Annotated in this window: 22 protein-coding genes and 1 tRNA gene; 19 read left to right on the forward strand and 4 right to left on the reverse strand. The window is 65.6% G+C overall.

The window, feature by feature from the left end; translation table 11 throughout:
• Window positions 1-20 precede the first annotated feature (20 nt).
• From coaD to ACQY78_RS27150, 12 genes are all read left to right on the forward strand, one after another.
• Window positions 21-527, forward strand: a complete 507-nt coding sequence (gene coaD / locus ACQY78_RS27095) for a pantetheine-phosphate adenylyltransferase (protein WP_428681147.1) — start codon at window positions 21-23, stop codon at window positions 525-527.
• A gap of 86 nt (window positions 528-613) precedes the next feature.
• Window positions 614-688: transfer RNA gene (locus ACQY78_RS27100), tRNA-Lys, on the forward strand.
• 28 nt (window positions 689-716) lie between these two features.
• Window positions 717-1,595, forward strand: a complete 879-nt coding sequence (locus ACQY78_RS27105; protein WP_428681149.1) for an ABC transporter permease — start codon at window positions 717-719, stop codon at window positions 1,593-1,595.
• Complete coding sequence (locus ACQY78_RS27110) at window positions 1,573-2,379, forward strand: ABC transporter ATP-binding protein (protein ID WP_428681151.1); 807 nt, start codon at window positions 1,573-1,575, stop codon at window positions 2,377-2,379. Before ACQY78_RS27105 ends, ACQY78_RS27110 begins: the two co-directional genes overlap by 23 nt.
• 6 nt (window positions 2,380-2,385) lie before the next feature.
• The gene (locus ACQY78_RS27115; RefSeq protein ID WP_428681153.1) at window positions 2,386-3,552 is read left to right on the forward strand and encodes a glycosyltransferase; all 1,167 of its coding nucleotides are present in this window, start codon (window positions 2,386-2,388) and stop codon (window positions 3,550-3,552) included.
• Window positions 3,549-3,932 carry an STAS domain-containing protein gene (locus tag ACQY78_RS27120; RefSeq protein WP_428681155.1) on the forward strand — a complete coding sequence of 128 codons (384 nt, stop codon included), beginning with the start codon at window positions 3,549-3,551 and terminating at the stop codon, window positions 3,930-3,932. Before ACQY78_RS27115 ends, ACQY78_RS27120 begins: the two co-directional genes overlap by 4 nt.
• A gap of 155 nt (window positions 3,933-4,087) precedes the next feature.
• Window positions 4,088-5,176, forward strand: coding sequence for a polysaccharide biosynthesis/export family protein (locus ACQY78_RS27125; protein ID WP_428681157.1), 1,089 nt, complete (start codon window positions 4,088-4,090; stop codon window positions 5,174-5,176).
• Window positions 5,177-5,262: 86 nt separating this feature from the next.
• Complete coding sequence (locus ACQY78_RS27130; protein WP_428681159.1) at window positions 5,263-6,216, forward strand: HlyD family secretion protein; 954 nt, start codon at window positions 5,263-5,265, stop codon at window positions 6,214-6,216.
• Window positions 6,216-7,490, forward strand: coding sequence for a hypothetical protein (locus ACQY78_RS27135; protein WP_428681161.1), 1,275 nt, complete (start codon window positions 6,216-6,218; stop codon window positions 7,488-7,490). Before ACQY78_RS27130 ends, ACQY78_RS27135 begins: the two co-directional genes overlap by 1 nt.
• 5 nt (window positions 7,491-7,495) lie before the next feature.
• On the forward strand, window positions 7,496-8,209 hold the full coding sequence (locus ACQY78_RS27140; protein ID WP_428681163.1) for an ABC transporter ATP-binding protein: 714 nt from the start codon (window positions 7,496-7,498) through the stop codon (window positions 8,207-8,209).
• A 15-nt stretch (window positions 8,210-8,224) separates the two neighbouring features.
• Window positions 8,225-9,469 (forward strand): glycosyltransferase family 2 protein, encoded by a 1,245-nt coding sequence (locus ACQY78_RS27145; RefSeq protein WP_428681165.1) that lies wholly within the window; start codon window positions 8,225-8,227, stop codon window positions 9,467-9,469.
• A 10-nt stretch (window positions 9,470-9,479) separates the two neighbouring features.
• Window positions 9,480-10,778: a glycosyltransferase gene (locus ACQY78_RS27150; protein ID WP_428681167.1), complete on the forward strand. Its 1,299-nt coding sequence runs from the start codon at window positions 9,480-9,482 to the stop codon at window positions 10,776-10,778.
• Here the strand turns inward: ACQY78_RS27150 and ACQY78_RS27155 are convergent.
• From ACQY78_RS27155 to ACQY78_RS27170, 4 genes are read right to left on the reverse strand one after another with little or no spacing between them, the layout of a single operon-like run.
• Window positions 10,775-11,737, reverse strand: coding sequence for a hypothetical protein (locus ACQY78_RS27155; protein WP_428681169.1), 963 nt, complete (start codon window positions 11,735-11,737; stop codon window positions 10,775-10,777). The two genes, ACQY78_RS27150 and ACQY78_RS27155, sit on opposite strands and share 4 nt — an antisense overlap.
• 2 nt (window positions 11,738-11,739) lie before the next feature.
• A complete protein-coding gene (locus tag ACQY78_RS27160; RefSeq protein ID WP_428681171.1) occupies window positions 11,740-13,146 on the reverse strand; it encodes a mannose-1-phosphate guanylyltransferase/mannose-6-phosphate isomerase in 1,407 nt (468 codons plus the stop codon).
• 26 nt (window positions 13,147-13,172) lie between these two features.
• Complete coding sequence (locus ACQY78_RS27165) at window positions 13,173-14,864, reverse strand: FAD-dependent oxidoreductase (protein ID WP_428681173.1); 1,692 nt, start codon at window positions 14,862-14,864, stop codon at window positions 13,173-13,175.
• Window positions 14,861-16,069 carry a cyclic nucleotide-gated ion channel gene (locus tag ACQY78_RS27170; RefSeq protein WP_428681175.1) on the reverse strand — a complete coding sequence of 403 codons (1,209 nt, stop codon included), beginning with the start codon at window positions 16,067-16,069 and terminating at the stop codon, window positions 14,861-14,863. The genes ACQY78_RS27165 and ACQY78_RS27170 overlap by 4 nt, the downstream gene beginning before the upstream one ends.
• 94 nt (window positions 16,070-16,163) lie before the next feature.
• On the opposite strand from ACQY78_RS27170, the gene ACQY78_RS27175 reads away from it, so the two are divergent.
• The 7 genes from ACQY78_RS27175 (at window position 16,164) to ACQY78_RS27205 (ending at window position 26,839) form a co-directional block, all read left to right on the forward strand.
• Entirely contained in the window at window positions 16,164-18,242 is a 2,079-nt protein-coding gene (locus tag ACQY78_RS27175) for a hydantoinase/oxoprolinase family protein (RefSeq protein WP_428681177.1), read from the forward strand.
• A gap of 10 nt (window positions 18,243-18,252) precedes the next feature.
• Window positions 18,253-19,926, forward strand: coding sequence for a hydantoinase B/oxoprolinase family protein (locus tag ACQY78_RS27180; protein ID WP_428681179.1), 1,674 nt, complete (start codon window positions 18,253-18,255; stop codon window positions 19,924-19,926).
• A 56-nt stretch (window positions 19,927-19,982) separates the two neighbouring features.
• Window positions 19,983-20,996, forward strand: a complete 1,014-nt coding sequence (locus tag ACQY78_RS27185; RefSeq protein ID WP_428681181.1) for a TRAP transporter substrate-binding protein — start codon at window positions 19,983-19,985, stop codon at window positions 20,994-20,996.
• Window positions 20,993-21,577 carry a TRAP transporter small permease subunit gene (locus tag ACQY78_RS27190; RefSeq protein WP_428681183.1) on the forward strand — a complete coding sequence of 195 codons (585 nt, stop codon included), beginning with the start codon at window positions 20,993-20,995 and terminating at the stop codon, window positions 21,575-21,577. The genes ACQY78_RS27185 and ACQY78_RS27190 overlap by 4 nt, the downstream gene beginning before the upstream one ends.
• A gap of 23 nt (window positions 21,578-21,600) precedes the next feature.
• A complete protein-coding gene (locus ACQY78_RS27195) occupies window positions 21,601-22,905 on the forward strand; it encodes a TRAP transporter large permease (RefSeq protein ID WP_428681185.1) in 1,305 nt (434 codons plus the stop codon).
• Between the two features lie 28 nt (window positions 22,906-22,933).
• A complete protein-coding gene (locus ACQY78_RS27200) occupies window positions 22,934-24,298 on the forward strand; it encodes a glutamine synthetase family protein (protein WP_428681187.1) in 1,365 nt (454 codons plus the stop codon).
• 72 nt (window positions 24,299-24,370) lie between these two features.
• Window positions 24,371-26,839 (forward strand): GcvT family protein, encoded by a 2,469-nt coding sequence (locus ACQY78_RS27205; RefSeq protein ID WP_428681189.1) that lies wholly within the window; start codon window positions 24,371-24,373, stop codon window positions 26,837-26,839.
• The last annotated feature ends 4 nt before the right edge of the window (window positions 26,840-26,843 follow it).

Genomic DNA, 26,843 nt, shown 5'->3' on the forward strand with positions numbered 1-26,843 from the left:
TCTGCGCACAAGGGGGAGACATGGCCGTAGAACGCACCGGGGTGTATCCGGGCACGTTCGATCCCATCACGAGCGGGCACATGGAAGTGGTGCGGCGCTCGCTGCGCCTCGTCGACAGGCTGGTGATCGGCCCGCACATCAACGTGGGCAAGGGACCGCTGTTCTCGCTCGAGGAGCGGATCGAAATCATCAACGAGGACATCGCGGATTTTCCACAGGCGGACCGCGATCGCATCACGGTGGTGCCGTTCGAGGGGCTGCTGATTCACTTCGCCCGCGACGTGAACGCGTCGGTCATCATCCGCGGACTGCGGGCCGTCTCGGACTTCGAGTACGAGATCCAGATGGCCAACATGAATGCGCGCATGGAGCCTGCAATCGAGACGATCTTCCTGATGGCGTCGGACCGTCACCAGTTCATCGCCTCGTCCCTCGTGAAGGATATCGCCCGTCTGGGCGGCGACACGTCGCAATTCGTGTCCAAGAGGGTATTCGAGCGTCTGAAAGCCAAGTTCAGCAAGGCGTGAGGCCGGCAAGGTCGCGTTGACCATCGGCCCCCCGCACTTTATATGGGCGCCGCGCGGCGGAGAAGCCCGCGGCGCGGAACCGGAAAGAGCCCGTAGCTCAGCGGTAGAGCATCTGACTTTTAATCAGAGGGTCGTGGGATCGTACCCCACCGGGCTCACCACTGGACCCAAGAAGGAGAAGAACGGCTCATGCCGTCGGTGAAAGTCGTCAACGGCAAGCAGATCGTGGTCGAGCATCTCGGTCCGATCGAGCGCCTCTTCAGCTTCATCGTGAAGCCGTTCGTCCGCATGCTTCAGCATCGCGACCTGATCGCTGCCATCCTGCGGCGTGAAGTGCGCGAACGCTTCAAGGGATCGATCGCCGGATGGATCTGGGCGATCATTGCGCCCCTGCTGATGATCGCCGTCTATTCCTTGGTGTTCAGCACGGCCCTGACTCTGCCGCTGCCCGAAAATCTGGCCAAGAGCCAGGCCGGTTACGCCCTATTCATCTTCGGCGGCCTCATCATCTTCAATTTCTTCTCAGAGATGGCATTTCGTGCACCGATGCTGCTGCACGAGTACACCCATTTCATCAAGCAGACGATCTTTCCCAGCGACATGCTGGCGGTGATCTCGACGCTGCGCGCCACGGCCTATACGCTGATCTCCCTGGGGGTGATGCTGCTGTTCCAATTGGCGGTGATTGGCGAGCTGCCCGTGACGGTGCTGTTGCTGCCGTTCATTTTCATCCCGTTCATCGCGTTCTTGATCGGCATGTCATGGTTCTTGGCGGCTCTCGGAGCATTCACGCGCGATGCCGGCTATCTGATGATCACGATCGTGCCTCTTTTCATGTTTGCGACGCCGATTTTCTATCTGCCGTCGATGGTGCCGGCGCCCTACGATTTTTGGATGTATGGCAATGCGCTGGTTTGCTTTGTCGAAATTCTGCGCGACTTGGTGCTGGGGGGCAGATTGCCCAACATGATCCTCTACGGCTGGACATTGTTTATTTCGCTGTTCAGCTTCTATTTCGGCTACTGGTTCTTTGACAGGTATCGGAATGTCATCGTCGACGTCCTCTGAGATCGTCGTTGAGGCGAAGAACCTCGGCAAGGCTTTCCAGCTCTATGCTCACCGCAATGACTGGTTGAAGCAGGTCCTGTTCGGCTGGTGGAAGGCGTACTTCAAGCCGTTCTGGGTGCTGCGCGACATCAGCCTCGAGGTCAGGAAGGGCGAGAGCATCGGCATCCTGGGTCGCAACGGCTGCGGCAAGTCCACTCTGCTGCAGGTCGTCTGCGGCATGACGCTGCCCAGCCATGGTGAACTCAGGGTCAATGGCCGCATCGCACCGGTGCTGGCCCTGGGCTCGACCTTCGACATGGAGTTGTCGGGTCGCGAGAATGTCCTGATCGGAGGCGCCGTGCTCGGGCTGAAGCGCAGCGAGGTCCTGCGCAAGTTCGACTCGATCGCCGAGTTCGCCGGCATCGGCGAATATATGGACCAGCCGGTGAAGCACTATTCGATGGGCATGCGCACACGCCTGGCCTTCTCGATCTGCGCCCATGTCGAGGCCGAAATCCTGGTCGTCGACGAAGCGCTGTCGGTCGGTGACGCCGCGTTCCAGCGCAAGTGCCTCGACTGGATCGACAATTTCCGCAAGACGGGGACGCTGCTCTTCGTGTCCCATTCGATGGCCGAGGTCCGCCGCCTGTGCACGCGCGCGATCTGGATCGAGGAGGGACGCATCCGCGAGCAGGGCGATCCGAACGACGTCATCCGCTCCTACCATCGTGCCCTGCTGGTCGAGAAAGACGACGTCCAGCGCTTCTCCTCCGGCAACGCCAAGCAGGTTGCTGCGGGCGAGTAGTGCCGCATGGAGCCGGGCATCCTGGCATGGCTCGGCTTCGGCTGGTGGTCGCTCGGCTCGGCCATCCAATGGACAAGTGCCGCACTGGCGCGGTCCCCCCGGCAAACCCTCGCTGCGAGCCACACGCCGCGTGATTTCAGCATCGTGGCGCCCATGGCCGGCGTCGAGGATGCGACGGCGGACTATGTGCTGGTCCTGCGCCGGCTCGCGGAGGCCGGTGCGGAAGTTCTGATCTGCGTGGCGCGCGACGACGATCCCGCGGTGGCGCCGACGATAAGAATCTGGCCGGAGGCGCAAATCCTCGTCGGCACAGACGATACCTTCAATCCCAAGATGAACAATGTGCGGAAGGGGCTCGAGGCGGCCAGCCGGGAAGTCGTCGCCCTGTGCGACGCCGGCATCCAACTCAGCCTTGAGGAGTTGACCCGGGCAGCCGCGCCGCTCGCGGCAGGGACGGGGCTGGTGCTCGCTCTCAAGGCGGCCGACGCGCCGCAGAACTTCGCGGCCGAGATCGAGCGTGCCTACATCGACGGCCATCAAGCGAAGTTTCTGTTTGCCGCCGATCGGCTCGGTCTCGCCGTGGCCTCCGGCGGCGTTACGATCATGACCCGCGACACGCTGCAGCGGATCGGCAACTGGAGGGGCTTCAACCGCTGGATTGCCGACGACTATTCGGTCGTGCGCTCGGTTCGCGAACTGGGCCTGCCGACATCTCTCGGGGCGGTGATGCCGCGCCTGCCACTCGGGGAGCGGTCCTGGTCGACCGTGTGGCGGCGTCAGGTGCGATGGGCCCGCACGCGATTGCGTCTGCCGGTCTGGCCGCTCGTCCTCTGGGAGCCCGCGATCGGCTGGGCCGCTACGGGCGCGGCCGGCGTCGCCGCCCTCGTCTGTTCGGGGGCGAACGGGGGGCTCGTCGTTGGCGCCCTGTTGCTCCATACCCTTGCCTGGCTGTTGGCCGAGAAATGGTTCATGACGGGACGCGGCCTGCCGTTCGGGATGCGCGGAGCGACCGCGGCGCTGGTGCGAGAGCTCCTCGCACCCGTCTTGATCGTAAGTGCTTTGTCGGGTCGTGCCATCCAGTGGCGTGGCACCGATCTCGGAGGCCAGTGGCGGGATCGACGCGGACCCGCTGAAGACTCGTCGAAGAATACCGAATCCGGGAAGCCCACATGAACAGCAACAGTAGCAGGCAGCCGATTTCCACCGTGATGTTGCCGGCGAAGGTCGACACGGTGACCGTATCGGCGGTCGAGGGCATGTTGTTGGCAGCCCTGCGCCCTGGAGCGCGTGTCATCGTCGACGGAAGCGAGGTCGCCTACATGAGTGCTGCCGGCGTGCGAACCTTCGCGACCGTGATGCACAAGGCGGCTAAGGTGCAGGCGCAGATCGTTTTCTGTCGCTTCGGAGGCGCCGCCTGGGACTGTCTCCTGGTCAGTGGCTTTTCCGAACTTCTCGAAATCGCCGCGACGACCGAAGAAGCCGCGGCACGACTTGAGAAGGATCCGCGCCCATCCACTGGGGAAAGCTTGCACCGGCGCCGTACCGCGGGTTAACTACGGTTTGGGCTGAGAGCGATATCAATGAGTTGGGACAAGGCGCGACGCGAAGCGTGGCGACAGTTCCGGACGGAGATTGGGATTTGACAATCTGGAGCTGGCTGCGTGCTACCGCGCGCCCTACCGCCATTGTCCTCGGCTTGGGAGTTGGCTTGGCGGCTTGTACCGCCTTGCCAGGCGATGGCCCCTGGATGGGAGGCGCATCCTCTGCTGCGACCGATGCGTTGCCGTTCGATGTGATCGACCTCACGCCCACGACCATTGCGAACTACCGCCAGCCCCCGCCCATCGACAGACCCTCGACGGTAAGCCAGCTACCGGCTGGAGCCAGGGTCGCGGTTGCCCCGGGTGACGCCATCAAGGTCCGGATCTTCGAGCCCTACGAAGGCAGCATTTTCCCGACCATTCAGCGGCCGGGAGCGGATTTCGGTGTCCAGCGCGTAACCGACGACGGGACGATCAACGTGCCCTTCGTCGGCACGGTCAAGGTTGCAGGCCTCGACCTGAGCCAGATCGAGAAGAAGGTTGCCCAGCAGGTGGCGGCTTCCGGCAAGGCCCAGGACCCGCAGGTCATCGTCGAATTCGTCGCCGACCGGACGCACACGGTCATGGTCTCCGGCGATGTGAGGAACCCCGGGCGGGTGTCCCTGCTTGAAGGGGTGCGCTCCGTCGTCGAGGCCATCAACAAGGCGGGCGGTCCGTCCGGCATCGGCGGGCAGGCCCCCAACGGCGTCGGCGCCAACCAGTTCGAAGTGGTCGTCCGCCGCAACGGCCAGATGATCCTGCAGTCGCAATTCTCCGACCTGCTCGCCGGGGCGGACATCGCTCTCCAGAAGAACGACGAGATTGTCGTGCGCCCCAATCCGCGGATGTTCACGGTGCTTGGCGCTGTGATCAAGGCGGGCAATGTCGACATGTCCAAGCACACGATCAGCCTGCTCGAGGCCATGGGCATGGTCGGTGGGCTCAATGATGCCCGTGCGAACAAAACGGGCGTTTATGTGTTCAGGATGGGGGATTTGCAGAACAATCCCACGGCCCGGGCGCGCGTTTTCCGGCTGGACCTTTACCAGCCCGTGTCTATTTTCATCGCGCAGCAGTTCCCGGTGCTGCCGAAGGACGTCGTCTATATCACCAACGCCCCGCTTTACGAGTACGACAAGATATTGACATCAATCTATCGTACTTTCTCGATCGTGGGGGTCGCGCGAGGAAATCTCGTCACGTCGACCAGCTTCTAACTAGGGGCAGCGTGCCCGAGGGTTTTCTGGTACCATCTATTATGGCGCAGGCAAAAAAGTTCACTTGGGGCGCCGCAGGATTCGCCGTGTTGCTCGTTGCCGCGGCGCTGACCCTGTGGATCATGCCCAGTCGGCAGACGAGTAGCGCTCAGGACGGACCACGTCCGGTGGCGCCGCTGATCACGCGGGGATACACCGATGCTCCGGCCGGCACGGCGCTGATTGCCGGCGATCCCGCCGGCGGCGGCGTGCTGATCGAACTCAAGATCTCCGACGGCCAGAAGGTGAAGCGCGACGAGGTCATCGCCGTGCTCTCCAATTATCCCAAGGCCGACATAGCCGTGCGTACCACGGAGGCTGAACTCTCGAAGACCCGGCAGGCCCGCGAAGCGATGGTCAGCGGCTATCGTGCGGCCGAGATCGCCATGCAGGAAGTCGTGGTCAAGTCGACGGCCGAGGAGGTCAAACTCAAGAACCTCGAAATGCAGCGTTCGGGTAAGCCGCCGGATCAGAAGCAGCTCGAGCAGAGCATTTCCCTCCAGAGTCTTGAGCGCGAGCAGGCCAAGCTCCGCGTTCTGAAGGAGACGCTGCAGACTGATCTTCAGCAGATCGATACCGATATTTCCATCATCCAGGCGAAGCTCGACAATGCGCGCAACACGCGCGAGCAGGCGCTGGTGCGTTCGCCCCTCGATGGGATGGTGATCCAAGTTTATACGCGCCAGGGCGAGCGCGTCTCGCAGAACGGGATCGCCAAGATCGTCGACCTGTCGCAACTCCGCGTTCTGGCGGATGTCGACGAGTTGAACGTCGGGCGAATTGCGACCGGCGGGAAGGTGGAGGTGACGTTCCGCGGCAGCCCCACCGTCTACTACGGCACGATCTCGCGCGTTGCGCCGACCGTGAAGCGCATGCAGCGCATGGAGCCCGATGGCGGTTCCTCGACCGACGCGCGCGTGGTCCAGGTCGAGATCCAACTCGATGACCCGTCCAGCATGCCGCAGGTCCTCGGCCGCGAGACGCGCGTCACCTTTCTCTGATGGCGTTGACGCTGCCAGCGGTCAAGTCGCTGCCGCGGCGCTGGGCTAACTGGCGTCCGAGCTTCTCGCTCGCCCGGTTGCGTGCAGCAGCTATAACCGCCACGCGCATGCCGCTGGGCTCCCAACAGCTCAAGCGCCAGCGTACGAGCACACTTCTGTCGCTCGCCGGTGTGACGGCCAGTTTGCTGGTGATCTTCGCACAGCTCGGCATCGAGCGTGCCGTATACGATTCGGCGATCCGTCTTCATCGCTCGGTGGTGGGCGATCTCGTCCTAGTGCCCTACGGCTTCAAGTCGCTGCAGCTCCATGCCGAGGTGCCGGCGTCCTTGACCGACGTCGTTGCAGCCAACCCGGCGGTAACCAACACGCTGCCGTTCTGGTTCGGCGTCATGTCGATCATGCACAAGGGCATGGAAAGCGCACGCCGCATCGCCTGGTATGCCGTCGATGTCGAGCGGCCTGCGATCGACGTTCCCGGGCTGCGAGAGAATCTCTATCGCCTGCGCGAAGCCCGCAGGATGCTCTACGATCGCGAATCACGGCCCTATTTCGGCGACCTCGCAGATCAGGTCGGCCCGGGCAAGCCGGAGTTCCAGGTTCTGGGGCCGCCGGACAATCGCGGCCTGCTGCGCCAGCTTTTCGTGGTCGGCAACTTCTCGCTCGGTCCCAACGTGCTGAACGACGGCTCGATCATCATGTCGGAGGACACGATGGCCGAGGTGTTCGGGTCGTGGTGGTCGGACCGGCCGGCGTTCATTGCGATCCAGCTCGCGAAGGGCTCCGACGTCAGCGCCGTTCGCCAGGAAATCAACACGGCCCTCGCCGGCCGAGGTGAGGTCCTCACGCTGCGTGAATTCGAGAAGCGCGAGCGCATCTACTGGTCGCGCGAGACGCCGGTCGGCTACATCACCGATCTCGGTTTCGTCATGGGCGTGATGATCGGCATGGTCTTCATCTACTATGCCCAGTACCAGATCATCCGCTTCTACCTGCCCGAATATGCCATCCTGAAGAGCCTCGGTTACGACTGGTGGTTCTTCCTGTTCATGATCGGCCAGATCGGCGCGGCCATCATCACGCCGGCCTTTCTCGTGGCCTTCACGCTCGGTCGCTTCGTCTACGGCGCCACGGAAGCGGCCATGCATCTGGGCATGACGATGGGCCTGCGCGAGATGGTCGTGGCGCTGGTCGCCTGCCTGATCATGACGCTCGTCTCCAGCCTGTTCGCCATCCGGCGGCTGTGGCGGGTCGATCCCATCATGCTGTTCGAGTGACCGAGATGTCAGACACGCAGGGGTTCGGGCCGGCGGTCGTCGAGGCGGTGGATGTTCACCACCACTACGGCGAGGGGCCGCAGCGGGTGGACGTGCTGTACGACATCAACATGCAGGTCCGCGAGGGCGAGCTGGTGATCGTCACCGGCCCGTCGGGCTCGGGCAAGACGACGCTGCTCACCATTCTCGGCACCATGCGCAAGCCGTCGGAAGGCAAGCTACGGCTGCTCGGCACCGACATCGTGGGGCTGGGCGGTTCGGACCTCGACGTCCTGCGCAATCGCATCCGCTTCCTGTTTCAGAAGCGCAACCTCCTGTCCTCGCTGACGGCGCTGCAGAATGTGGTCGCCGGCGTATCGACGACGCCGCTCGCCGATCCGGCGTGGGACGAACTGCGGGCGCGGCATCTGCTCGGCATGCTTGGCCTCGGCGACAAGGCATCCGCTTGGCCGGACGAGCTGTCGGGCGGCCAGCAGCAGCGCGTCGCGATCGCCCGTACCATGATCGGGCTGCCCGATTTGATCATCGCCGACGAACCGACCTCGGCGCTGGACCGCGTCTCGGGCCGTCTGGTGGTCGACCAGCTCAAGGATCTGTCGATGCGCGCCAAGTGCGCGGTGGTCCTGTCGACACACGATGAACGCATCTTCGACGTCGCCTCGCGTCGCCTCCACATCGAGGACGGCCGCTGCTTCGAAGTGCCCATTCACTATCACTGAGAGCGGCGGCCCGGCATGCTGCTGTTCCTGATCGATCTCCTCGTTTTCCTGTGCCTGGCCGCGCAGTTCGCGATCGCGGGCTATTTCCTGTATCTCGTCTACTGGCTGTTCGAATTGCCGCGCGACGAAACCGCGGCGCCGTCATTGCCCGAGGAACTGCCGCGCGTCCTGGTACAGGTGCCTGTCTACAACGAGCCGCTCGTGGTCGAGCGCTCAATGGCCGCGATGGGCGCGCTCGACTGGCCGCGCGACCGGCTTACCATCCAGCTCCTCGACGACAGCACCGACATCACCTCCGACATCGCCGCGCACGCCATTGCGCGCCTGCGCCGGGAAGGCATCGACGCGCATCACGTCCGCCGCAGCGACCGCGGCGGCTTCAAGGCCGGTGCGCTGGCGGCCGGCCTGGCGCTCGACGATGCGCCCTATGTCGCGGTGTTCGACGCCGATTTCGTGCCGCCGCCCGGCTGGCTGAAGCAGGCCATGGCCGCGATGCTGAGCCATCCGCGCGCCGCTTTCGTTCAGACGCGCATTGAATGGGGCAATGGCGAGCGCAACTGGCTGACGCGCGCCCAGCGCCTCATGCAGGACGCGCACTTCGCCGTGGAGCAGGATGTGCGGGCTCGGCGCGGTGTGCCGTTCCAGTTCAACGGTACCGGAGGCATCTGGCGCCGGGCTGCGGTCGAGGAGGCAGGCGGCTGGTCGCACGACACGCTGTCGGAGGACCTCGACCTGGTTCTGCGCACCTACCTGAAGGGCTGGACCGGCGTGTTTCTGATGGACACGCATGTGGTCGGCGAGCTGCCGCAGAAGGTCGAAGACTTCGGCGCCCAGCAGAGCCGCTGGTCGAAGGGCTTTGTGCAGGTTGCCCGCAAGCTCCTGGGACCGATCTGGAGGTCGGCCTGGCCGACCGAGGCCAAGCTCACCACGACCGTGGCGCTTGCCCAGCAGCTGATCTTTCCGCTGCTCGTGGTCGGAGTCCTGAGTCTGGTCGTTTCGATCCTGGGCCATGGCCGGGTGCTCGGCCTTTTCCGTTTCGGTCTCTGGCTGTGGCTGATCGGCATGCTCGCCGTGCTTTTCGGCATGACCTGGGGGGCCTATCGACGCCTGAAGCGCGGCGGAACGGTGCGCTACCTGGTCACGGCTGCCAGCGTGCCGGCGCTCATCGTATATCTTGCCGTCGCCAACGCCACCGCGATCGTTGGCGCAGGCTTCGGAAAGAAGACAGAGTTCAACCGCACCCCCAAGACGGGTACCTGAGGCAGCGTCGATGGCCATTCTCGCCACCCTGGCGCTTCTCTTTGGCGCTGTCTTCGCGATCTGCTGCGTATTGCTCGCGGCCTTCATCGGCAGCCTTCTCTACATGGTCGTGCTGCATCATCGCCTGAAGCCTGCGGGCCTTCGTCGTGAGGAGCTCCTCCTGGCGACGCCACTGCCGCGCGACGCCGACCTGCCGCATGTCGTGGTGCAGATACCGTCGTTCAACGAAGGCCCTGTGGTGCGTCGCGGCGCCGAATCGGCGGCGGCGCTCGACTGGCCGCGCGACAAGCTCCATATCCAGCTCCTCGACGACAGCACCGACGAGACGGCGGAGATGGTGCGCCAGGTCGCAGCCGAGCTGCGCGCGAAGGGCTTCGACGTCGTGGCGCTGCAGCGCACCGACCGCAGCGGCTACAAAGGCGGTGCCCTGCACGAGGCGATGCAGAAGACCCCTTACGACTTCTTCGCGATCTTCGACGTCGACTACATTCCTCCGGTGGACTTCCTGCGCGTCTGCATGCGCCCGTTTTTCGCCGAGCCGAAGACGGCCTTCGTCCAGGCGCGCTTCGATTTCCTCAATCCGCACGAGAACGCCCTGACCGAGATGCAGATGGTCACGCTCGACGCCCATCTCGGCATCGAGCAGGCGACGCGCTGCTGGGCCGGCCATCCGCTGCCCTTCAACGGCACCTGCGGAATCTGGCAGCGCGCGGCGATCGAGGCCGGCGGCGGCTGGAAGGGTGACACGGTCACCGAGGATCTCGATCTCACGTATCGCGGCTGGGTGAAGGGCTGGCGGGCCCTGTTTTTGACCAGCGTCGGCGTGCCGGGCGAACTGCCGGCCGACACCAAGACTTGGCTGCGTCAGCAGCAGCGCTGGCAGGACGGGTTCCGCCACGTTTCGATGCGGATGTTCCCCGAGATTCTGAAGAGTCGCGACATCACCCCATCTGCCAAGCTGGCGGCCCTGCTGCATCTGTGCATGGCGCTGAACCAGCCGGTGCTCCTGGTCGGCGTCGCGTCGGGCATCCTTGCGGGCCTGCTGGCGCCGTCGCTCGTGCCGCTTCTGCTCACGCTGTTCGTCGTGACGGTGGCATGGGTTCTGGTCTGTGCGACCACCTTCCTGCGGGCCGGGCACAACTTCATCCGCGGCGGCGAGATCCCGCCGCTCCAGTTCGCCGTGGTGCTGCTGCGCTTCGTGGGCGGGCAGGTCGCGACCGTGGTGCGCTCGCTCGGTGTCCACGTGAAAAAGCTGTTCAGCAAGCCCAAGCCGGTCGTCTTCGACCGCACGCCCAAGCGCGGAACCTAAGCCAGCACGCTCTCGCGCAGCAGCGGATGGTGGGCACAGCGCAGGCCGCCCCCGGTCCTGATCGGCCCGTCGAAGAGAAGCGGGATGACGTCGACCTTGCGCTTGCGCAATTCGTCGATCACGTGCCGGTTGTCGGCGTCGATGATGACCCGCCCCGGTTCGAGGACGAGGGCATTGGTGGCGAGAAGCGTGGCTTCCTCAGGCGAGACCTCGATCTTGTCCCAGTCGCGCAGCGACATCGGCAGGCCGTCGATCAGCTTTTGCGGGCAGTGGATGACCAGGCCGGGCTGGATCAGCGCCATCGCGCAGTCGAGATGGAGGACGTGCGACTTCAGCGCGACCGGGATCACGCGATAGCTGTCGCCGAGCAGGGCCTGCAGCCAGTCGGCGCCGGCGAGATCGGAGGCGCAGCCCGAGATTCCCACATAGATTTCGCGGCCGTTGAGCAGCGTATCGCCGCCTTCGAGGAAGGGGCCGTCGACGCATCCCGGCGAGCCCAGCGGGACGCTCGACCATTGTGCGCCCTTGGTTGCGACGGCCTTCTGGACGACCGGTCGCAGGCCATAGCGCTCGCGCTGGCGGCACTTCAGGCGCAGCGACGCATCGATCACGTGCCTGTCGACGACGATCATCCCGTCACGCGCAAAGAGCTGGGCGCCTTCGCCGTTCGGGGCGAGGAAAGTGCGCTCCTCGCCCTTCAGCCGCTGCGGGCGGTGAACAGTGACGCCCTCGCGGGCCACGAGTTCGGCCAGCGCATCGACTTGGCGCTCTATGCGGTGCGCCCATTCGGGATCGACGTCGATCAGGCGCTGTCCGGCGTGGCGACGGCTGAATTCGAGTCCCTCCGGCGTCAGCCAGCGGCAGGACTCCTCATGGAAGACGACAAAGTCTTCGGCCGGCGAGATGCCGATCACTACTTCGTGCAGCTTGCCCCACTCATGATGTGCGCCGAACAGCATGCTCAGACCCGGGCGTAGATGTCCTCGTAGCGGACGATATCGTCCTCCTCGACATAGTCGCCGGTCTGCACCTCTACCACTTCGAGCAACTCGGTCCCCGGATTGGCGAGGCGATGGACGCCGCCGATCGGAATGTAGGTCGATTCGTTCTCGCGCAGCGTCATGATCCTGCCGTCGAGCGTGACCTCGGCGATGCCCTTCACGACGACCCAGTGCTCGGCGCGGCGGTTGTGGCTCTGTAGGCTGAGCTTGGCGCCCGGCTTCACCGTCAGCCGCTTGGCGCGGAAGCGCTCGCCGCGATCGATGTCCTGATAGCTGCCCCATGGACGATGCATCACCGCATGCTCGGTCGCGGCCCGGTGCTTACCATCGGACATGCGCTGCACGACGTCCTTGAGACGGGGGAGGTTGTCGCGATGGCCGACCAGCACGGCGTCGTTCATCGACACCACGACGACGTCCTCCACGCCGATCACGGCCGTGAGCGGACCATCGGACCGGATGTAGGAATTGCGCACATGGTCGATCTCGACCGGACCTTCGGTGACGTTGCCTTCGCTGTCGGCATGACCGACATCGAGCAGCGCGTCCCAGGTGCCGAGGTCGGACCACCGGAAGCGGGCGGGCACCACCCAGCATTTGTCGGTGCGTTCCATCACGGCATAGTCGATCGACTTGGCCGGGGCCTTGGCGAAGGCCTCGGCGTCGAGGAACACCGTTGAGCCGGTCGTCCTGGCCTTGGCCACGGCCTCTTCTGCCGCGGCAGCCATCGCCGGCTCGAAGCGGGCCATTTCCGACAGCAGGAGGGCGGGGGCGAACAGGAAGTTGCCACTGTTCCACAGCAGCCCTTCGGCGATGTACTGCATCGCCTTCTGGGCGTTGGGCTTCTCGACGAAGGCCGCGACTTTCATCACCGGGCCGATCTTCTCGCTGCCCGGACGGATGTAGCCGTAGTCGGTCTTGGGCTCCGTCGGCGGAATGCCGAAGGTGACGATGCCGCCCTGTTCGACGGCCGCGAGGCCTTCGCGGCATCCGGCGAGGAACTCTTCCGCGCCGATCACCAGATGGTCGGAGGCCAGCGCCAGAACCGCCTTCGCGCCCAGGCCGCGCGTGTAGGCGGCGGCGGCGGCCATGGCCGGTCCTGAATCGCGTCGGGACGGCTCGACCAGGATGTCGATGTCGACGCCGATCTCCCCGGCCTGGCTCTCGCACATGAAACGATAGGCGTCGTTGGTCGCGATCACGGGCTTGCCGAACAGGCCGCGATCGGCCACGCGCAGCAGGGTCTGCTGGAAGGTCGACTGCTTGCCGAGCAGCGGCACGAACTGCTTGGGCATGCTTTCGCGCGACAGCGGCCACAGGCGCTTGCCGGAGCCTCCGACGAGGATAACGGGCGTGATGAGCGACATTTCGACGGCTTTCGTTACGGAGGGGCTTATTGGCCGGCTTCTGCGGCGGCGTGCCGGGCCGCGATATAGCCGAAGGTAAGGGCCGGGCCAATGGTGATGCCAGCGCCGGGATAGGTGCCGCCCATGACGCTGGTCATGTCATTTCCGGCGGCATAGAGGCCGCGGATCGGGTCTCCCGCGGCGTCGAGGACGCGGGCGTGGCCGTCGACCCGCAGGCCGAGGAAGGTCCCGATGTCCCCGGGCAGCATTTTCATCGCGTAGAAGGGCCCTTGCTCCAGCGGTGCCAGGCAGGGATTGGGAGCGTGCGTCGGGTCCCCGTTGAAGCGGTGATAGGCATCGGTGCCCTTGCCGAAGTCGGGATCTTCGCCTCGTGCAGCATTGGTGTTGAAGCGACGGATCGTATCTTGCAGATCGTGTGAATTGATGCCGATCTTTGCGGCAAGGGCCGACCAGTCGACCGCCGTCAGAAGATAGCCGTTCCGCAAGTGCGGTCCGAGCGGCAAGGGGGCGGGGCCGATGGCGCCCATGCCGTAACGCCGGATGGCGCGGTGATCGCACAAGAGCCAGCAGCTCGTCTCGCTGCGACCGCGGCAGGCCTCGACCATGGCCGGAACGAAGTCGTGATAAGAGGCCGATTCGTTGGCGAAGCGGCGGCCGGTCGGATCGACGGCGATGTAGCCGGGCTTGCCGCGCTCGTAGAAATGCGGGAACGGCAGGGTCGAGCCATCGGGCTGAGGGACCAGCGAAACGGGGACCCAGGCCGCAGGATGGGCGACGTCTTCCGCCATCGCGCCGCCGGCCGATTGACCGAGCCGGATTCCGTCGCCGCGGTTGCCCGGCGGTGGTGCCGAGCGATGGAAGTGCCCGTCCCGCACATGGCCGTAGTACCGACCCTTGAGCTCGTCGTTGGCGGGGAAGCCGCCACAGGCCAGCACGACGCCGCGACGCGCCCGGATCTCCTGGCGCTTGCCCTCGCGCAGCACGATCACGCCGGTGACAGCGCCATCGCGCTGCGACAGCTCGATCACCGGACTGTCCAGCCAGAGTTCGATACCGCGCTCCTCGGCCGAAAGAGCGAGAGCGGCGATCAGGCCGTTGCCGTTGGTGAGGCGTGTGCCCCGATCGTGGTTAAGCCGGTCGACCGCGTACCGTGCCGTCATGCCCGCTACATGGAGTGCCGAGCGGACGGACCGGGTCATCTTGAAGACGTGGGGCAGGTCGTTGCGGCCGAGCATCATGCCTCCGAAGGCCATCATGGTGCGCAGCGGCGCCCGCAACTGGTCGAACCGCTTGCCCAGCCGCCGTCCGTCGAACGGCAGGGGCAGTAGCGATCGGCCGCCCTGCGCGGCCCCCGGCTTGGTCGGATGATAGTCCGCCCAGATCGGCACGGCCTCATAGCGGACGTGCGTGTTGTTCTCGATGAACTCGACGGCGGGGTTGCAGTTGTCGAGGAAGGCGTTGGCTAGTTCGAGGTTGAGGCGGTTTCCGGCCTCGTGTTGCAGGTAGGTCAGCGCGTCTTCCTTGGAATCGGCGATGCCGAGGGCGCGTCCGTGCCGGTTGCCGGGGATCCAGATGACCCCGGCCGAATAGGCCGTGGTCCCGCCGAACAGTTTCTCCTTTTCGACCATGAGCACGTCTAGGCCGGCATGGGAGGCCGTCAGCGCGGCCGAGAAGCCGGCGGCGCCGGAGCCCACCACCAGCAGGTCGGTTTCGATCACGGTTTCGTCCCACCGGGCGAAGAACCCTCCGACTGCCGCCCGAGATTCTCCTCGTGCCGGCGCCGGGCTTCGTTCTCCACCGCCTCGGCAAGGGCCGGGATGTGGGACGCGATCTCGTAGAAGTCGCTGGCATAGAGAACAAGAAGGGTGGTCGGGGCCGTCGTGACGATGGAGGCGGCCCGAGGCTGGCGATTGAGAAGCGACATTTCGCCGAAGAAGGCGCCATCGCCCAGGCGCACGGTGCCGCCGGTCGGCAGCCGCACCTCGACCTCGCCGTTGCAGATGAAGAACATCGAATCGCCGGGATCGCCACGTCGCAGCACCAGCACGCGCGCCGGGTAGTAACGGGTGCGTAGCTTGCCCACGATCTCCGAGAGCGTCACCACGCCCAGCGACGCGAAGATCGGGACCCGCGTCACCTGGTCCCAGACCCGCAGATACTCGCGCCGCCGCTCTTCCTGCGCGAAGCCTGTGGCGAGGACGCCGGTCATCAGTGCCAACACCGCGATGCCGCTGATCATCAGCAGCGAGCCGATGATGCGGCCCATTGGCGTGAGCGGTACCACATCGCCGTAGCCGGTCGTCGTCAGGGTGACCACCGACCACCACATGGCGTTGGGGAGGCTGCCGAACTGCTGCGGCTGGCCATCACGCTCCACGATGTGAGCGCCGGTGGCCGCAGTCATCAGCAGGATCGCGAACACGATCAGCACGCTGGCGATGGGCGCGCGCTCGTTGGAGATCACGCGCGCCAGGGTACCGAAGGCCGGTGCGTGGAGCCCCAGCTTCAATATCCAGAGGATACAGAAAATGGAGGCAGCATCCGTCCCGGCGATGCTGTACCCACCCGCCAACATGATGGCGGGCATGATCGCGAGCAATCCGATCAGGCCGGGTATGCTGCCCGCCCAGCGCAGCCTCGCCGTAGAGGGAGACATGTCGGCCATGTGAGGCAGTTCGGGCGCCGCCCATAGGCGCGCCACGTACTCGACGAGGAAGAAGAGCGTCACACACCAGATCGCGCCACGCAGCATCACCCGCTGGGAGGACGACATTTCATCGATCGACAGCAGAATCACGGCGAGCAGCCCGACGCCGAGAACGACCAGATGGGCTTTCCGCCACCGGCGGGCGCCCGGCGTGGGGACGTTAGGGCGCAGGATGTCGAACAGCTGCGCGCGGAGCTTCTTGTTTGGAGCCGTCACGGAGTGACCATAGGCGCGCTGGCCTGCGAATTGCAACGCGGGGGCGCCCAGTCTACCGTCAGGGCCTTTCCCCAGACAGAGGTTTGCATTCAAGGTGGTCAACGATTTGCGCATTGCCGTCGACATTGGCGGCACGTTCACGGACGTCGTGTTGGAAGAGGGAAGCCGTCGGATCACGCGCAAGCTGCTGACGACGCCGCAGAGACCCGAGGAAGCTGTTCTGGAAGGGGTACGCCTTATCCTGGGGGATGCGGGCAAAGGGTTCGGCGATGTGGGCGTCTTCGTGCACGGCACCACGCTGGCCACCAATGCCGTCATCGAGCGACGCGGTGCGCGCACGGCGCTGATCGCCACGGAAGGCTTCCGCGACGTGCTCGATATCGCCAACGAGAGCCGCTACGACCAGTACGATCTCGGCATCGAGAAGCCCAAGCCACTGGTTGCACGGGCAATGCGCTTCACCGTGCCGGAACGCACGGATGTTCATGGCAAGGCCCGCCTGGCTCTGGACGAGGACGCGGTTCGGACCTTGGCCAGAACGCTTGAGGCCGAGGGAATCGAAAGCGTCGCCGTCGCCTTCATGCACTCCTATGTAAATCCGGCCCATGAACGGCGGGTGCGCGAAATCCTGAAGGCGGAGTTGCCGAAACTGTGGGTGACGCTGTCGAGCGAAGTCTGTCCCGAGGTCCGTGAGTACGAGCGGACGTCGACCGCGGTGGCCAATGCCTACGTGCAGCCGCTGATGGACTCCTATCTCGAGCGCATGCAGGCGGCCCTGGCCGCGGAGAAATTCACAGGCACGATCTATCTCGTGACCTCCGGCGGCGGTCTCACCGCCATCGAGACCGCGCGGCGCTTTCCGGTGCGTCTGGTCGAATCCGGTCCGGCCGGCGGCGCGATTTTTGCGGCGCAGGTGGCGGCACGGGCCGGCGAGGCGCGGGCGCTGAGCTACGACATGGGAGGCACCACGGCCAAGATCTGCCTGATCGACGACTACCAGCCGCACACCGCGCGGCTGTTCGAGGTCGATCGTGCGGCGCGCTTCCTCAAGGGCTCCGGCCTGCCGGTCCGCATCCCGGTGATCGAGATGGTCGAAATCGGCGCAGGGGGCGGCTCGATCGCCCGGCTCGATGCCCTGAAGCGCGTCACGGTCGGCCCGGAAAGCGCGGGCGCCGAGCCTGGGCCTGCCTGCTACGGGCGCGGCGGCCGGCATCCGGCCGTGACCGACGCCAACGTCGTGTTGGGAACGATCGACCCGGCGCATTTCGCCGGTGGCTCGATTGCGCTCGATATCGACGCGGCGCGCGGCGCCATCGAGCGCGACGTGGGCGAAGGCCTCGGCCTCTCGACCGAGATGGGTGCCTACGCCGTGTATGAGATGGTGTCGGAGAACATGGCGAGTGCGGCGCGCGTGCACGGCGTCGAGCGTGGCGCCGTCGTCAACCAGTACACGCTGATTGCGTTCGGCGGCGGTGCGCCGCTCCATGCCGCGCGCGTGGCCGAGAAGATCGGCGTTCAGCGCGTGATCGTACCGCCCAATGCCGGCGTCGGCTCGGCGGTCGGCTTTCTGGCGGCACCCGTATCATTCGAGCTGGTGCGTAGCCGCTACATGCGCCTCGACACGTTCGACGCGGCCGGGGCAACCGAACTGCTGGACGAGATGAGCCGGGAGGCGACCGCGCTTGTGGTGCCGGGCGCACGCGGCCTGCCGACCTTCGAACGCCGCGTCGCCTTCATGCGTTACGTCGGCCAGGGCCACGAGATCATGGTGACCCTGCCGCAGCGGCCGCTGACGGCGTCCGATACCGAGGCGCTGCGCGAGGCCTATGAGCGCGACTATGGCGTGCTGTTCGAGCGCCACATTCCCAACGCCGCCATCGAGATCCTGAGCTGGTCCGTCCAGGTGTCGACCGAGGCCAAGCGGCCCGAGGTGCAGGGCAAGGCGGGCAGCGTCCCCGCGCCGCAGCCGGTCGGGCGCCGGCCGGTGTTCGACGGCCGCAGCGGCAAGACTGCCGATGTGCCGGTCTATCGCCGCGAGAAGCTGCCGCCCGGCAGCATCTTCAGCGGCCCGGCGATCGTCGCCGAAGACGAGACCTCGACCTACATCTCGGCCAGTTTTGCCGCGCATATCGATGCCTCGGGTTGTATCGTCATGGAACGCAAGGCAGCGTGAGGAGCCACAGATGAGCCAGTCCAACAGCGTCGGCCTGATCGATCTCCAGATCATGTGGAACCGCCTGATCGCGGTGGTGGAGGAGCAGGCGCAGACCTTGATGCGCACCGCCTTCAGCCCGATCGTGCGCGAGTGCGGCGACCTTTCCGCCGGCGTATTCGACCTGCAGGGGCGCATGCTCGCGCAGGCCGTCACCGGTACGCCGGGCCACGTGAACTCGATGGCCGAGTCGGTGAAGCATTTCCTGCGCTTCTTCCCGATCGAGACCATGAAGCCGGGCGACGCCTACATCACCAACGATCCGTGGATGGGCACCGGCCATCTCAACGACTTCGTCATTACAACGCCGTGCTTCCGCAACGGCAAGCTGGTGGCGCTGTTCTCCTGCACCAGCCATCTCATGGACATCGGTGGCATCGGCTTCGGCCCTGACGCGACCGACGTGTTCATGGAGGGGCTCTACATCCCCATGCTCAAGCTGTTCGACCAGGGCAAGGCGAACGAGACGCTGATGGCGATGATCCGCGCCAACACGCGCCAGCCGGTCGACACCGAGGGCGACGTCTACTCGCTGGCCGCCTGCAACGATGTCGGCGCCCGCCGGCTGATCGAGATGATGGACGAGTTCGCCATCGACTCGCTGGACGAGCTCGGCGACCATGTCATCGCACGCTCGCGCGAGGCGGTGCTGGCTGAGATCGCCAAGCTGCCCAAGGGCACCTGGCACAACAGCATGACGGTCGACGGCTACGACGAGCCGGTCACCCTGAAGGCGGCGCTGACCATTTCCGACACCGGCATCCATGTCGATTTCTCGGGCACGACGGGCGTGTCGCGGCGCGGCATCAACGTGCCGCACGCCTACACGACGGCCTACACGGTCTTCGGCCTGGGCTGCGTGGTCTCGACGAACATCCCGAACAATGCCGGTTCGCTCGAGCCGCTTACGGTTTCCGCGCCGGAGGGTTGTATCCTGAATGCGCCCAAGCCGACCGCGGTCGCGTCGCGCCATGTCGTCGGCCAGATGCTGCCCGACGTGGCGTTCGGCTGCCTGCGCCAGGTCGTGCCGGACCGCGTGCCGGCCGAGGGCACCTCGTGCCTTTGGAACATCAACGTGCGCGGCCGGATCAAGGGCGGCGACGGCGGCAACTACGGCTTCGGCATGGCGATCACGTCCAACGGCGGGACCGGCGCGCGTCCCGACAAGGACGGGCTGTCGGCCACGGCCTACCCCAGCGGCGTGCGCGGCACGCCGGTCGAGATCGCCGAAACGCAGACGCCGCTGATCTTCTGGCGCAAGGAGTTCCGTCCTGATTCGGGCGGCGCCGGTCGCACGCGCGGCGGCCTCGGCCAGATCATGGAGATCGAGAGCGGCATCGACGAGCCGTTCGACCTGCTGGCCGCCTTCGATCGTATCGACTATCCGGCGCGCGGCCGCGACGGCGGTGGCGACGGCGAGGCGGGTGTGGTGGCGCTCAAGTCCGGCAAGACCCTGAAGGGCAAGGGCTTCCAGCTCATCCCGCCGGGCGAGCGGCTGATGGTCCTGACGCCGGGGGGCGCCGGCATCGGCGCGCCGAAGGAGCGCGATCGCGTTCAGGTGGCCAATGACCTGGCCGACGGGCTGATCTCGGGGGAAGCGGCCGAGAAGCTCTACGAATTCAAGCCGTCGCAGGCCGCGGAGTAGGGCGACGTCGGCTGAATACGGGGAAAGCAATCAACTCGATAACGATGGGGGCTTCGATGAAGTTGGGACGCAGGAACGCCTTGAAGGCTGGCGTGGGAGCGGGGGCGTTGGCGATGGTCGGTGCGCCGGCCGTGGTGATAGGACAGGCGGCGCTCAAGCTGCCGCTGGCGACCGTATGGCCGGATGGGAATTTCCACACGGTCAACGTCAAGCGCTTCGCCGAGGACGTGAAGAAGGAGACGAACGGCGCCGTCGAGATCGACGTCAAGGCGGGCGGCCAGCTGGGCTTCAAGGGCCCCGAGCAGATGCGCGCCGTGCGCGACGGCCTCGTGCCGATGGCCGACATCCTGAACATCCAGCAGATCGGCGACGAGCCGATCTTCGGGGTCGAGGGAATCCCCTTCATCTGCAACAACATCGAAGAGCTGAAGGTGCTGCACAAGTATCTGCGGCCCGAGTACGAGAAGGTTCTGCTCAAGAACAACCAGACGATGCTCTACACGGTGCCGTGGCCGACGCAGTACCTGCACCTCAAGATCAAGGCCGAGTCTCTGGACGCGCTCAAGGGCATCAAGATCCGCGTGCCCGACAAGAACGCACAGGAAATGTGCAGCGCCATCGGCATGGCGCCGGCACTGATTCCCTGGGGTGAGACGATTGCGGCCCTGTCGTCGGGCGCGGTTTCGGGCGTGTCGACCTCGTCCGTCTCGGCCGTGGACGGCAAGTTCTGGGAATTCCTGAAGTTCTTCCACCAGACCAATCATGCCTGGTCGTCGGAGATCGTCACGATCAACAACGACACCTGGAAGAAGATCTCGCCGGCCAACCAGAAGATCATCGTCGATCTCGCGAAGAAGCTCGAGCCGGAGTTCTGGCAGTCGTCGTTGCAGGCCGACAAGGACAGCAACGCCCGCCTGATCGCCGGCGGCATGCAGCTGGTCATTCCGCCGCCGGCCATGACGGCTGAATTGCAGAAGAAGACCGCGCCGATGATCGCCGAGTTCTACAAGCGCGTCCCGGCGGCGGAGAAGCCGATCAAGGCCTATCTCGCGGAGATGAAGCGGACGTGAGCGGCCACGGCCCCAATCCCAACGCCGGCGCGCCACCCGTGCTGCGCGCCTTCCTCGACGGGGTCGACATGCTGGGCCGCCTCGACGGTTGGATGGGCGCCGCCTGCCTGGTGGCGCTCACCTGCCTAATGCTGGGCGAGGTCCTGGTCCGGGCGTTGTCGGACATCTTCCCCTGGGTCCCGGCCGACATTCCCGTCGCCTGGGAATATAGCTCCTACCTCATGGCGGCGGCCTTCACCTTCGGGGCCGCCATGACCCTTCGGGCCGGCGGCCATATCCGCGTCACGCTCGTGCTGGCGCGGATCGGCCCGAAGGCCCGGCGCTGGCTGGAAACGGTCCTCGCGGCGCTGGGCGTCGGCTTCTCCGGCTATCTCGCGCTGGCGATGGTGAACTTCACCTGGCGCAGCTTCGTGTCCGACCAGGTGTCGATCTCCAGTGCGACACCGCTGTGGATTCCGCAGGCGCTGGTGACGTTCGGAATCTGTCTGCTGGTCATGCAGTTCGTCGCGCGATTCTTCCAGGCCCTGTTCGGCCTGCCGCTCGAGGACCTCAACATGCGCGCCGGTTCCGTCTCTGAGTAGTTTTTCGCGCGAGTTGAGATCTCATGTTTGAAGTTGTCCTCACCATGTTCGTCGTGCTGTTCGCCTTCCTGGCGGGCGGCCTGTGGATCGGCTGGACCCTGGCCGTTACCGGCACGGTGCTGCTGGCGATCTTCCGCGACATTCCCCTCGACAAGCTGCTGGCCCAGTACACCTGGAACATCCTGACCACGCAGGAACTGCTGGCCCTGCCGCTGTTCATCATCATGGGCGAGATCCTGTTCCGGACGCGGCTGTCGCAGACGCTGTTTCGCGGCCTGTCGCCGTGGGCGGCGATGCTGCCGGGGCGGCTGCTGCACGTGAACGTCATCGGCTGCACGATCTTCGCCGCCATCTCGGGCTCGTCGGCGGCGACGACCCAGGTGGTGGGCCGCATCTCGCTGGCGGAGCTGCTGAAGCGTGGCTATTCGAAGGACGTGGCGGTGGGCTCGCTGGCCGGAGCGGGCACCCTCGGGTTCCTGATTCCGCCCTCCAACATCATGATCATCTATGGCGTCCTGGGCGACGTCTCGATCGCCAAGCTGTTCACGGCGGGCTTCATTCCCGGCTTCCTGCTGGCGGGCTGCTTCATGGGCTGGATCATGATCTACACCGCGCTGAAGCCCGAGCTGGTGCCCGAGGCGGAGCGCAAGGTGCGCATCGCCTCGGCGGCGGAGTTCCTGACGTCGATCCGCGACCTGGGACCGGCCGTGTTCCTGATCCTGTGCGTGCTGGGGTCGATGTACGGCGGCCTCGCGACGCCGTCGGAAGCCGCGGCGGTGGGCGTGCTGGGCGCGCTGGTCGTGGCCGGGATCCAGCGGGAACTGTCGCTGCCTGCGTTGAAGGCCATCGCCATCGGCTCGGTGCAGACCTGCGCCATGATCGCCCTGATCGTGCTGGGCGCCTCGATCCTGGGTAGTGCCGCAGCCTTCCTCGGCATTCCGGCGGCCGTCGCCGAGTTCGTGAGCAGCCTCGGACTTTCGTCGTTCATGCTGATCGTGGCCCTGATCATCTTCTACCTGATCCTGGGCTGCTTCCTCGACGGCTTCAGCATGATCGTGATGACTCTCCCGATCGTCATGCCGATCGTGAAGGCTGCCGGATTCGATCCGATCTGGTTCGGCGTCTTTCTCGTCCTGGTCGTCGAGATGGCGCAGATCACGCCACCCGTCGGCTTCAACCTGTTCGTCATCCAGGGACTGACCGAGGACGGGCTGGGCTATATCGCCCGCGTGACCTTGCCCTTCCTCGCGATCATGGTGTTGTTCACCATGGTCATCGCAGTATTTCCTGATATTGCCCTCTGGCTTCCGCGCTATCTCAGCAGCTAGTCTGCCGCGGGGTAGCGAGGGGAGTTGGATGGAACCGCGACAGGTCAAGACGGCTGCAGATGCGCTGAGAATCGTCAAACAGCGGGGACTCACCCACGTGAAGGTGGGCGTCCACGACATCGACGGCATCCTTCGCGGCAAGTACATCCACGTCGACAAGTTCCGGTCCGCGCTCGAGGGAGGCTTCGGTTTCTGCGACGTGGTGCTGGGCTGGGACATGAACGACCAGCTCTACGACAACGTCACCTACACGGGCTGGCATACCGGCTATCCCGACGCCAACGTCCGCATCCTGCCGGAGACCTGCCGCGAGATCGCGACGGAGCCCGGCAACCTGTTCTTCCTCTGCGAATTCGTCGACAAGGCCGAGGAGATCTGTCCGCGCGGCACCCTGCGCCGCGTGCTGGCGCGCGCCAGGAAACTTGGCTTCGATGTGAAGGTCGGTTTCGAGTACGAATTCTTCGTCTTCGCTGAGACACCCGAATCGATCCGCGAGAAGGGCTATCGCAACCTGAAGCCGATCTCGCCGGGCTTCTTCGGTTACTCGGTCCTGCGCAACTCCGTCCTGTCCGACTGGTACCGTGACCTGCTCGCCATGTGCGAGACGATGGACATGGGCATCGAGGGTCTGCACACGGAGACCGGCGCCGGCGTACTCGAAGCCGCGCTTCGCGTCGACGATGCGCTGGCCGCCACCGACAAGGCCGCCCTGTTCAAGATCTTCACCAAGGTGCTGGCACAGAAGCAAGGCTGGCTCGCGACCTTCATGGCCAAGTGGTCGAAGGACTGGCCGGGCTGCGGCGGCCACATGCATATGTCGCTGTGGAAGGGCGGCAAGCCGGTCTTCTTCGACGAGAAGGCGCCGCATCGCATGAGCAAGACGATGCGCCAGTTCGTCGGCGGGCAGGCCGCGCTGATGCCCGAGTTGCTCGGCATGGTCGCCTCCAACGTGAATTCCTATCGCCGCCTGATCCCGGGTTTTTGGGCGCCGACCGCCTCGACCTGGGGTGTGGAGAACCGCACCACCTCGCTGCGCGTGATCCCGGGATCGGCCAAGTCGACCCGGGTCGAGTATCGTGTCGCTGCTGCCGACGCCAATCCCTATCTTGCGATCGCCGCCGCGATCGGCTCGGGCCTGTGGGGCATCGAGAACGACATCGATCCCGGCGAGCCCGTCACCGGCAATTCCTACGAGAAGAAGCACCCGGCGAAGTCGCAACTGCCGCGGACGCTCATGGAGGCGGCGGGCCGGCTCAAGGCCTCGAAGCCGGCGCGCGACCTCTTCGGCGACGCCTTCGTCGATCATTATTCCGCAACACGCGAGTGGGAAGAGCGGGAGTTCCGCAAGGCCATCACGGACTGGGAACTCGACCGCTACATGGAAATCATCTGATGTCGTCTCCGGCGCCGGATTCGACTAGTCCCGCGCCGGACAATGGCCCGAGGTGAGCAAGGACCGCAGCACATGACAGTTCCGTCCCAGGCCCGCGTCGTCATCATCGGCGGCGGCATCATGGGCTGCTCGACCGCCTATCATCTGGCCAAGCTCGGCTGGAAGGACATCGTGCTGCTGGAGCAGGGGCGGCTGAGCGGCGGTACGACCTGGCATGCGGCGGGGCTCGTGGGCCAGTTGCGCAGCGTTCAGAACCTGACGCGGCTGATCCGCTACAGCACAGAGCTCTATTCGAAACTCGAGGCAGAGACCGGTCTCGCCACCGGCTGGAAACAGTCGGGCTCGCTGATCGTGGCGCGCACCGAGGAGCGCATGACGCTGTTGCGCCGTTCCGCGGCCATGGCCAAAGGGCAGGGTGTGGAGTGCGAGCCGCTGACGCCGCAACAGGCCGGCGACAAGTATCCGATCATGCGCACCGACGATCTCGTCGGCGCGGTATGGCTGCCGGGCGACGGCAAGGCCAACCCGGCCGACATCACCCAATCGCTGGCCAAGGGCGCGCGCAACGGCGGCGTCCGCATCTTCGAAAAGGTGCGCGTCACCGCGATCGACACGGAAGAGGGGCCGGGCGGCCCGCGGGTCACTGGCGTGCAGACAACCGAGGGGCCGATCAAGGCCGACATCGTCGTCAATTGTGCGGGCCAGTGGGCACGCCAGCTCGGCCGCATGGTCGGCGTGACGGTGCCGCTCTATTCTTGCGAGCACATGTACATCGTCACCGAGAAGATGGAGAACGTGCCGCGCGACCTGCCGGTGATGCGCGATCCCGACGGCTACATCTACTTCAAGGAAGAGGTGGGCGGCCTGCTGATGGGCGGCTTCGAGCCCGAGGCCAAGCCCTGGAACAAGGACGTCATCCCCGACGATTTCGAGTTCGGCATGCTGCCGGACGACTGGGACCAGTTCCAGATCCTGATGGACAATGCGCTGATCCGTGTGCCGTCGCTCGAGAAGACCGGCATCAAGACCTTCATGAACGGGCCGGAAAGCTTCACGCCCGACATGAACTACATCCTGGGCGAGGCACCGCAGGTCCGCGGCTTCTATGTCGGCGCCGGCTTCAACTCGATGGGCATCGCGAGCTCCGGCGGCGCCGGCATGGCACTGGCCGAATGGATCGTCGCCGGCGAGCCGACGATGGACCTCTGGCCGGTCGACATCCGGCGCTTCGCGGGCTTCCACGGCAACGATGCTTGGCTGCGCAGCCGGGTCGCCGAGACTCTGGGGCTGCACTACAAGATGCCGTGGCCGCAGCGCGAGCAGGAGAGCGGTCGGCCGTTCCGCCGCTCGCCGCTCTATGATCGTCTCAAGGCGCGCGGCGCCTGGTTCGGCAACAAGATGGGCTGGGAGCGGCCCAACTGGTTCGCGGGCGACGGCAAGACGCCCGAGATGGAATATGGCTGGGGCCGCGCCGCCCCTGGCGGTTGGTTCGACGCGGTCGCCGCAGAGCATCGCGCGACCCGCGAAGGCGTCACGGTCACCGACGAGACCTCATTCGGCAAGCTGCTGGTGCAGGGCCGCGATGCCGAGGCTGTGCTGCAGCGTCTTTGCGCCAATGATGTCGCCGTGCCGGTCGGACGCACCGTCTATACCGGCGTGCTGAACGAGCGCGGCACTTTCGAGAGCGATCTCACCATCGCGCGGTTGGCCCGCGACAAATTCATGGTCATCACCGGTTCGGCCCAACCCATTCGCGACATGGACTGGCTTGGCCGGCATATGCCGCCCGATGCCAACGCGGTGCTGACCGACGTGACGTCGGGCTGGACCGTGCTGTCCGTCATGGGACCGAAGAGTCGCGCGCTGCTGCAGAAGGTGAGCAAGGCCGACTTCTCGAACGATGGCTTCCCCTTCGCCACGATCCGCGAGATCGGCGTTGGCTATGCCACCGTGCTGGCCTCGCGCCGCACCTACATGGGCGAGCTGGGCTGGGAGCTCTACGTGCCGGTCGAGTTCGCCGTCACCGTATTCGAGACGCTGCACGAGGCGGGCGCCGAATTCGGCCTGCGCGATGCGGGCTACTACGCGATCGACACGCTGCGGCTGGAGAAGGGCTATCGCGCCTGGGGCCGCGAGCTGACGCCCGACGACACGCCGTTCCAGGCCGGCCTCGGCTGGGCGGTGAAGCTCGACAAGCCGGGCGGCTTCATCGGCCAGAAGGCGCTGGTCGAGGCCAAAGCGAAGCCGCTCGCCCGGCGGCTCGTCTCGGTGGTCCTCGAAGACGGGGAACCGCTGCTGTGGGGCGGCGAGGCTTTGCTGCGCGACGGCAAGCCGGTCGGCGATCTCACCTCGGCAGGCTACGGCCACACGCTCGGCGCGTCGGTCGGGCTGGGCTACGTGAAACGCGGCGACGGCGGAACAATCGACACGGCATGGCTGGAGGGCGGCCGCTTCGAGGTCGACCTGGCCGGCACGCGACTTGGCGCGCGGGTCTCGCTGCGCGCGCCCTACGATCCGACGGGAGCGCGGATCAAGCTTTAAAGAA

Source organism: Reyranella sp. (assembly GCF_965279625.1).
In the GTDB taxonomy this organism is placed as follows: domain Bacteria; phylum Pseudomonadota; class Alphaproteobacteria; order Reyranellales; family Reyranellaceae; genus Reyranella.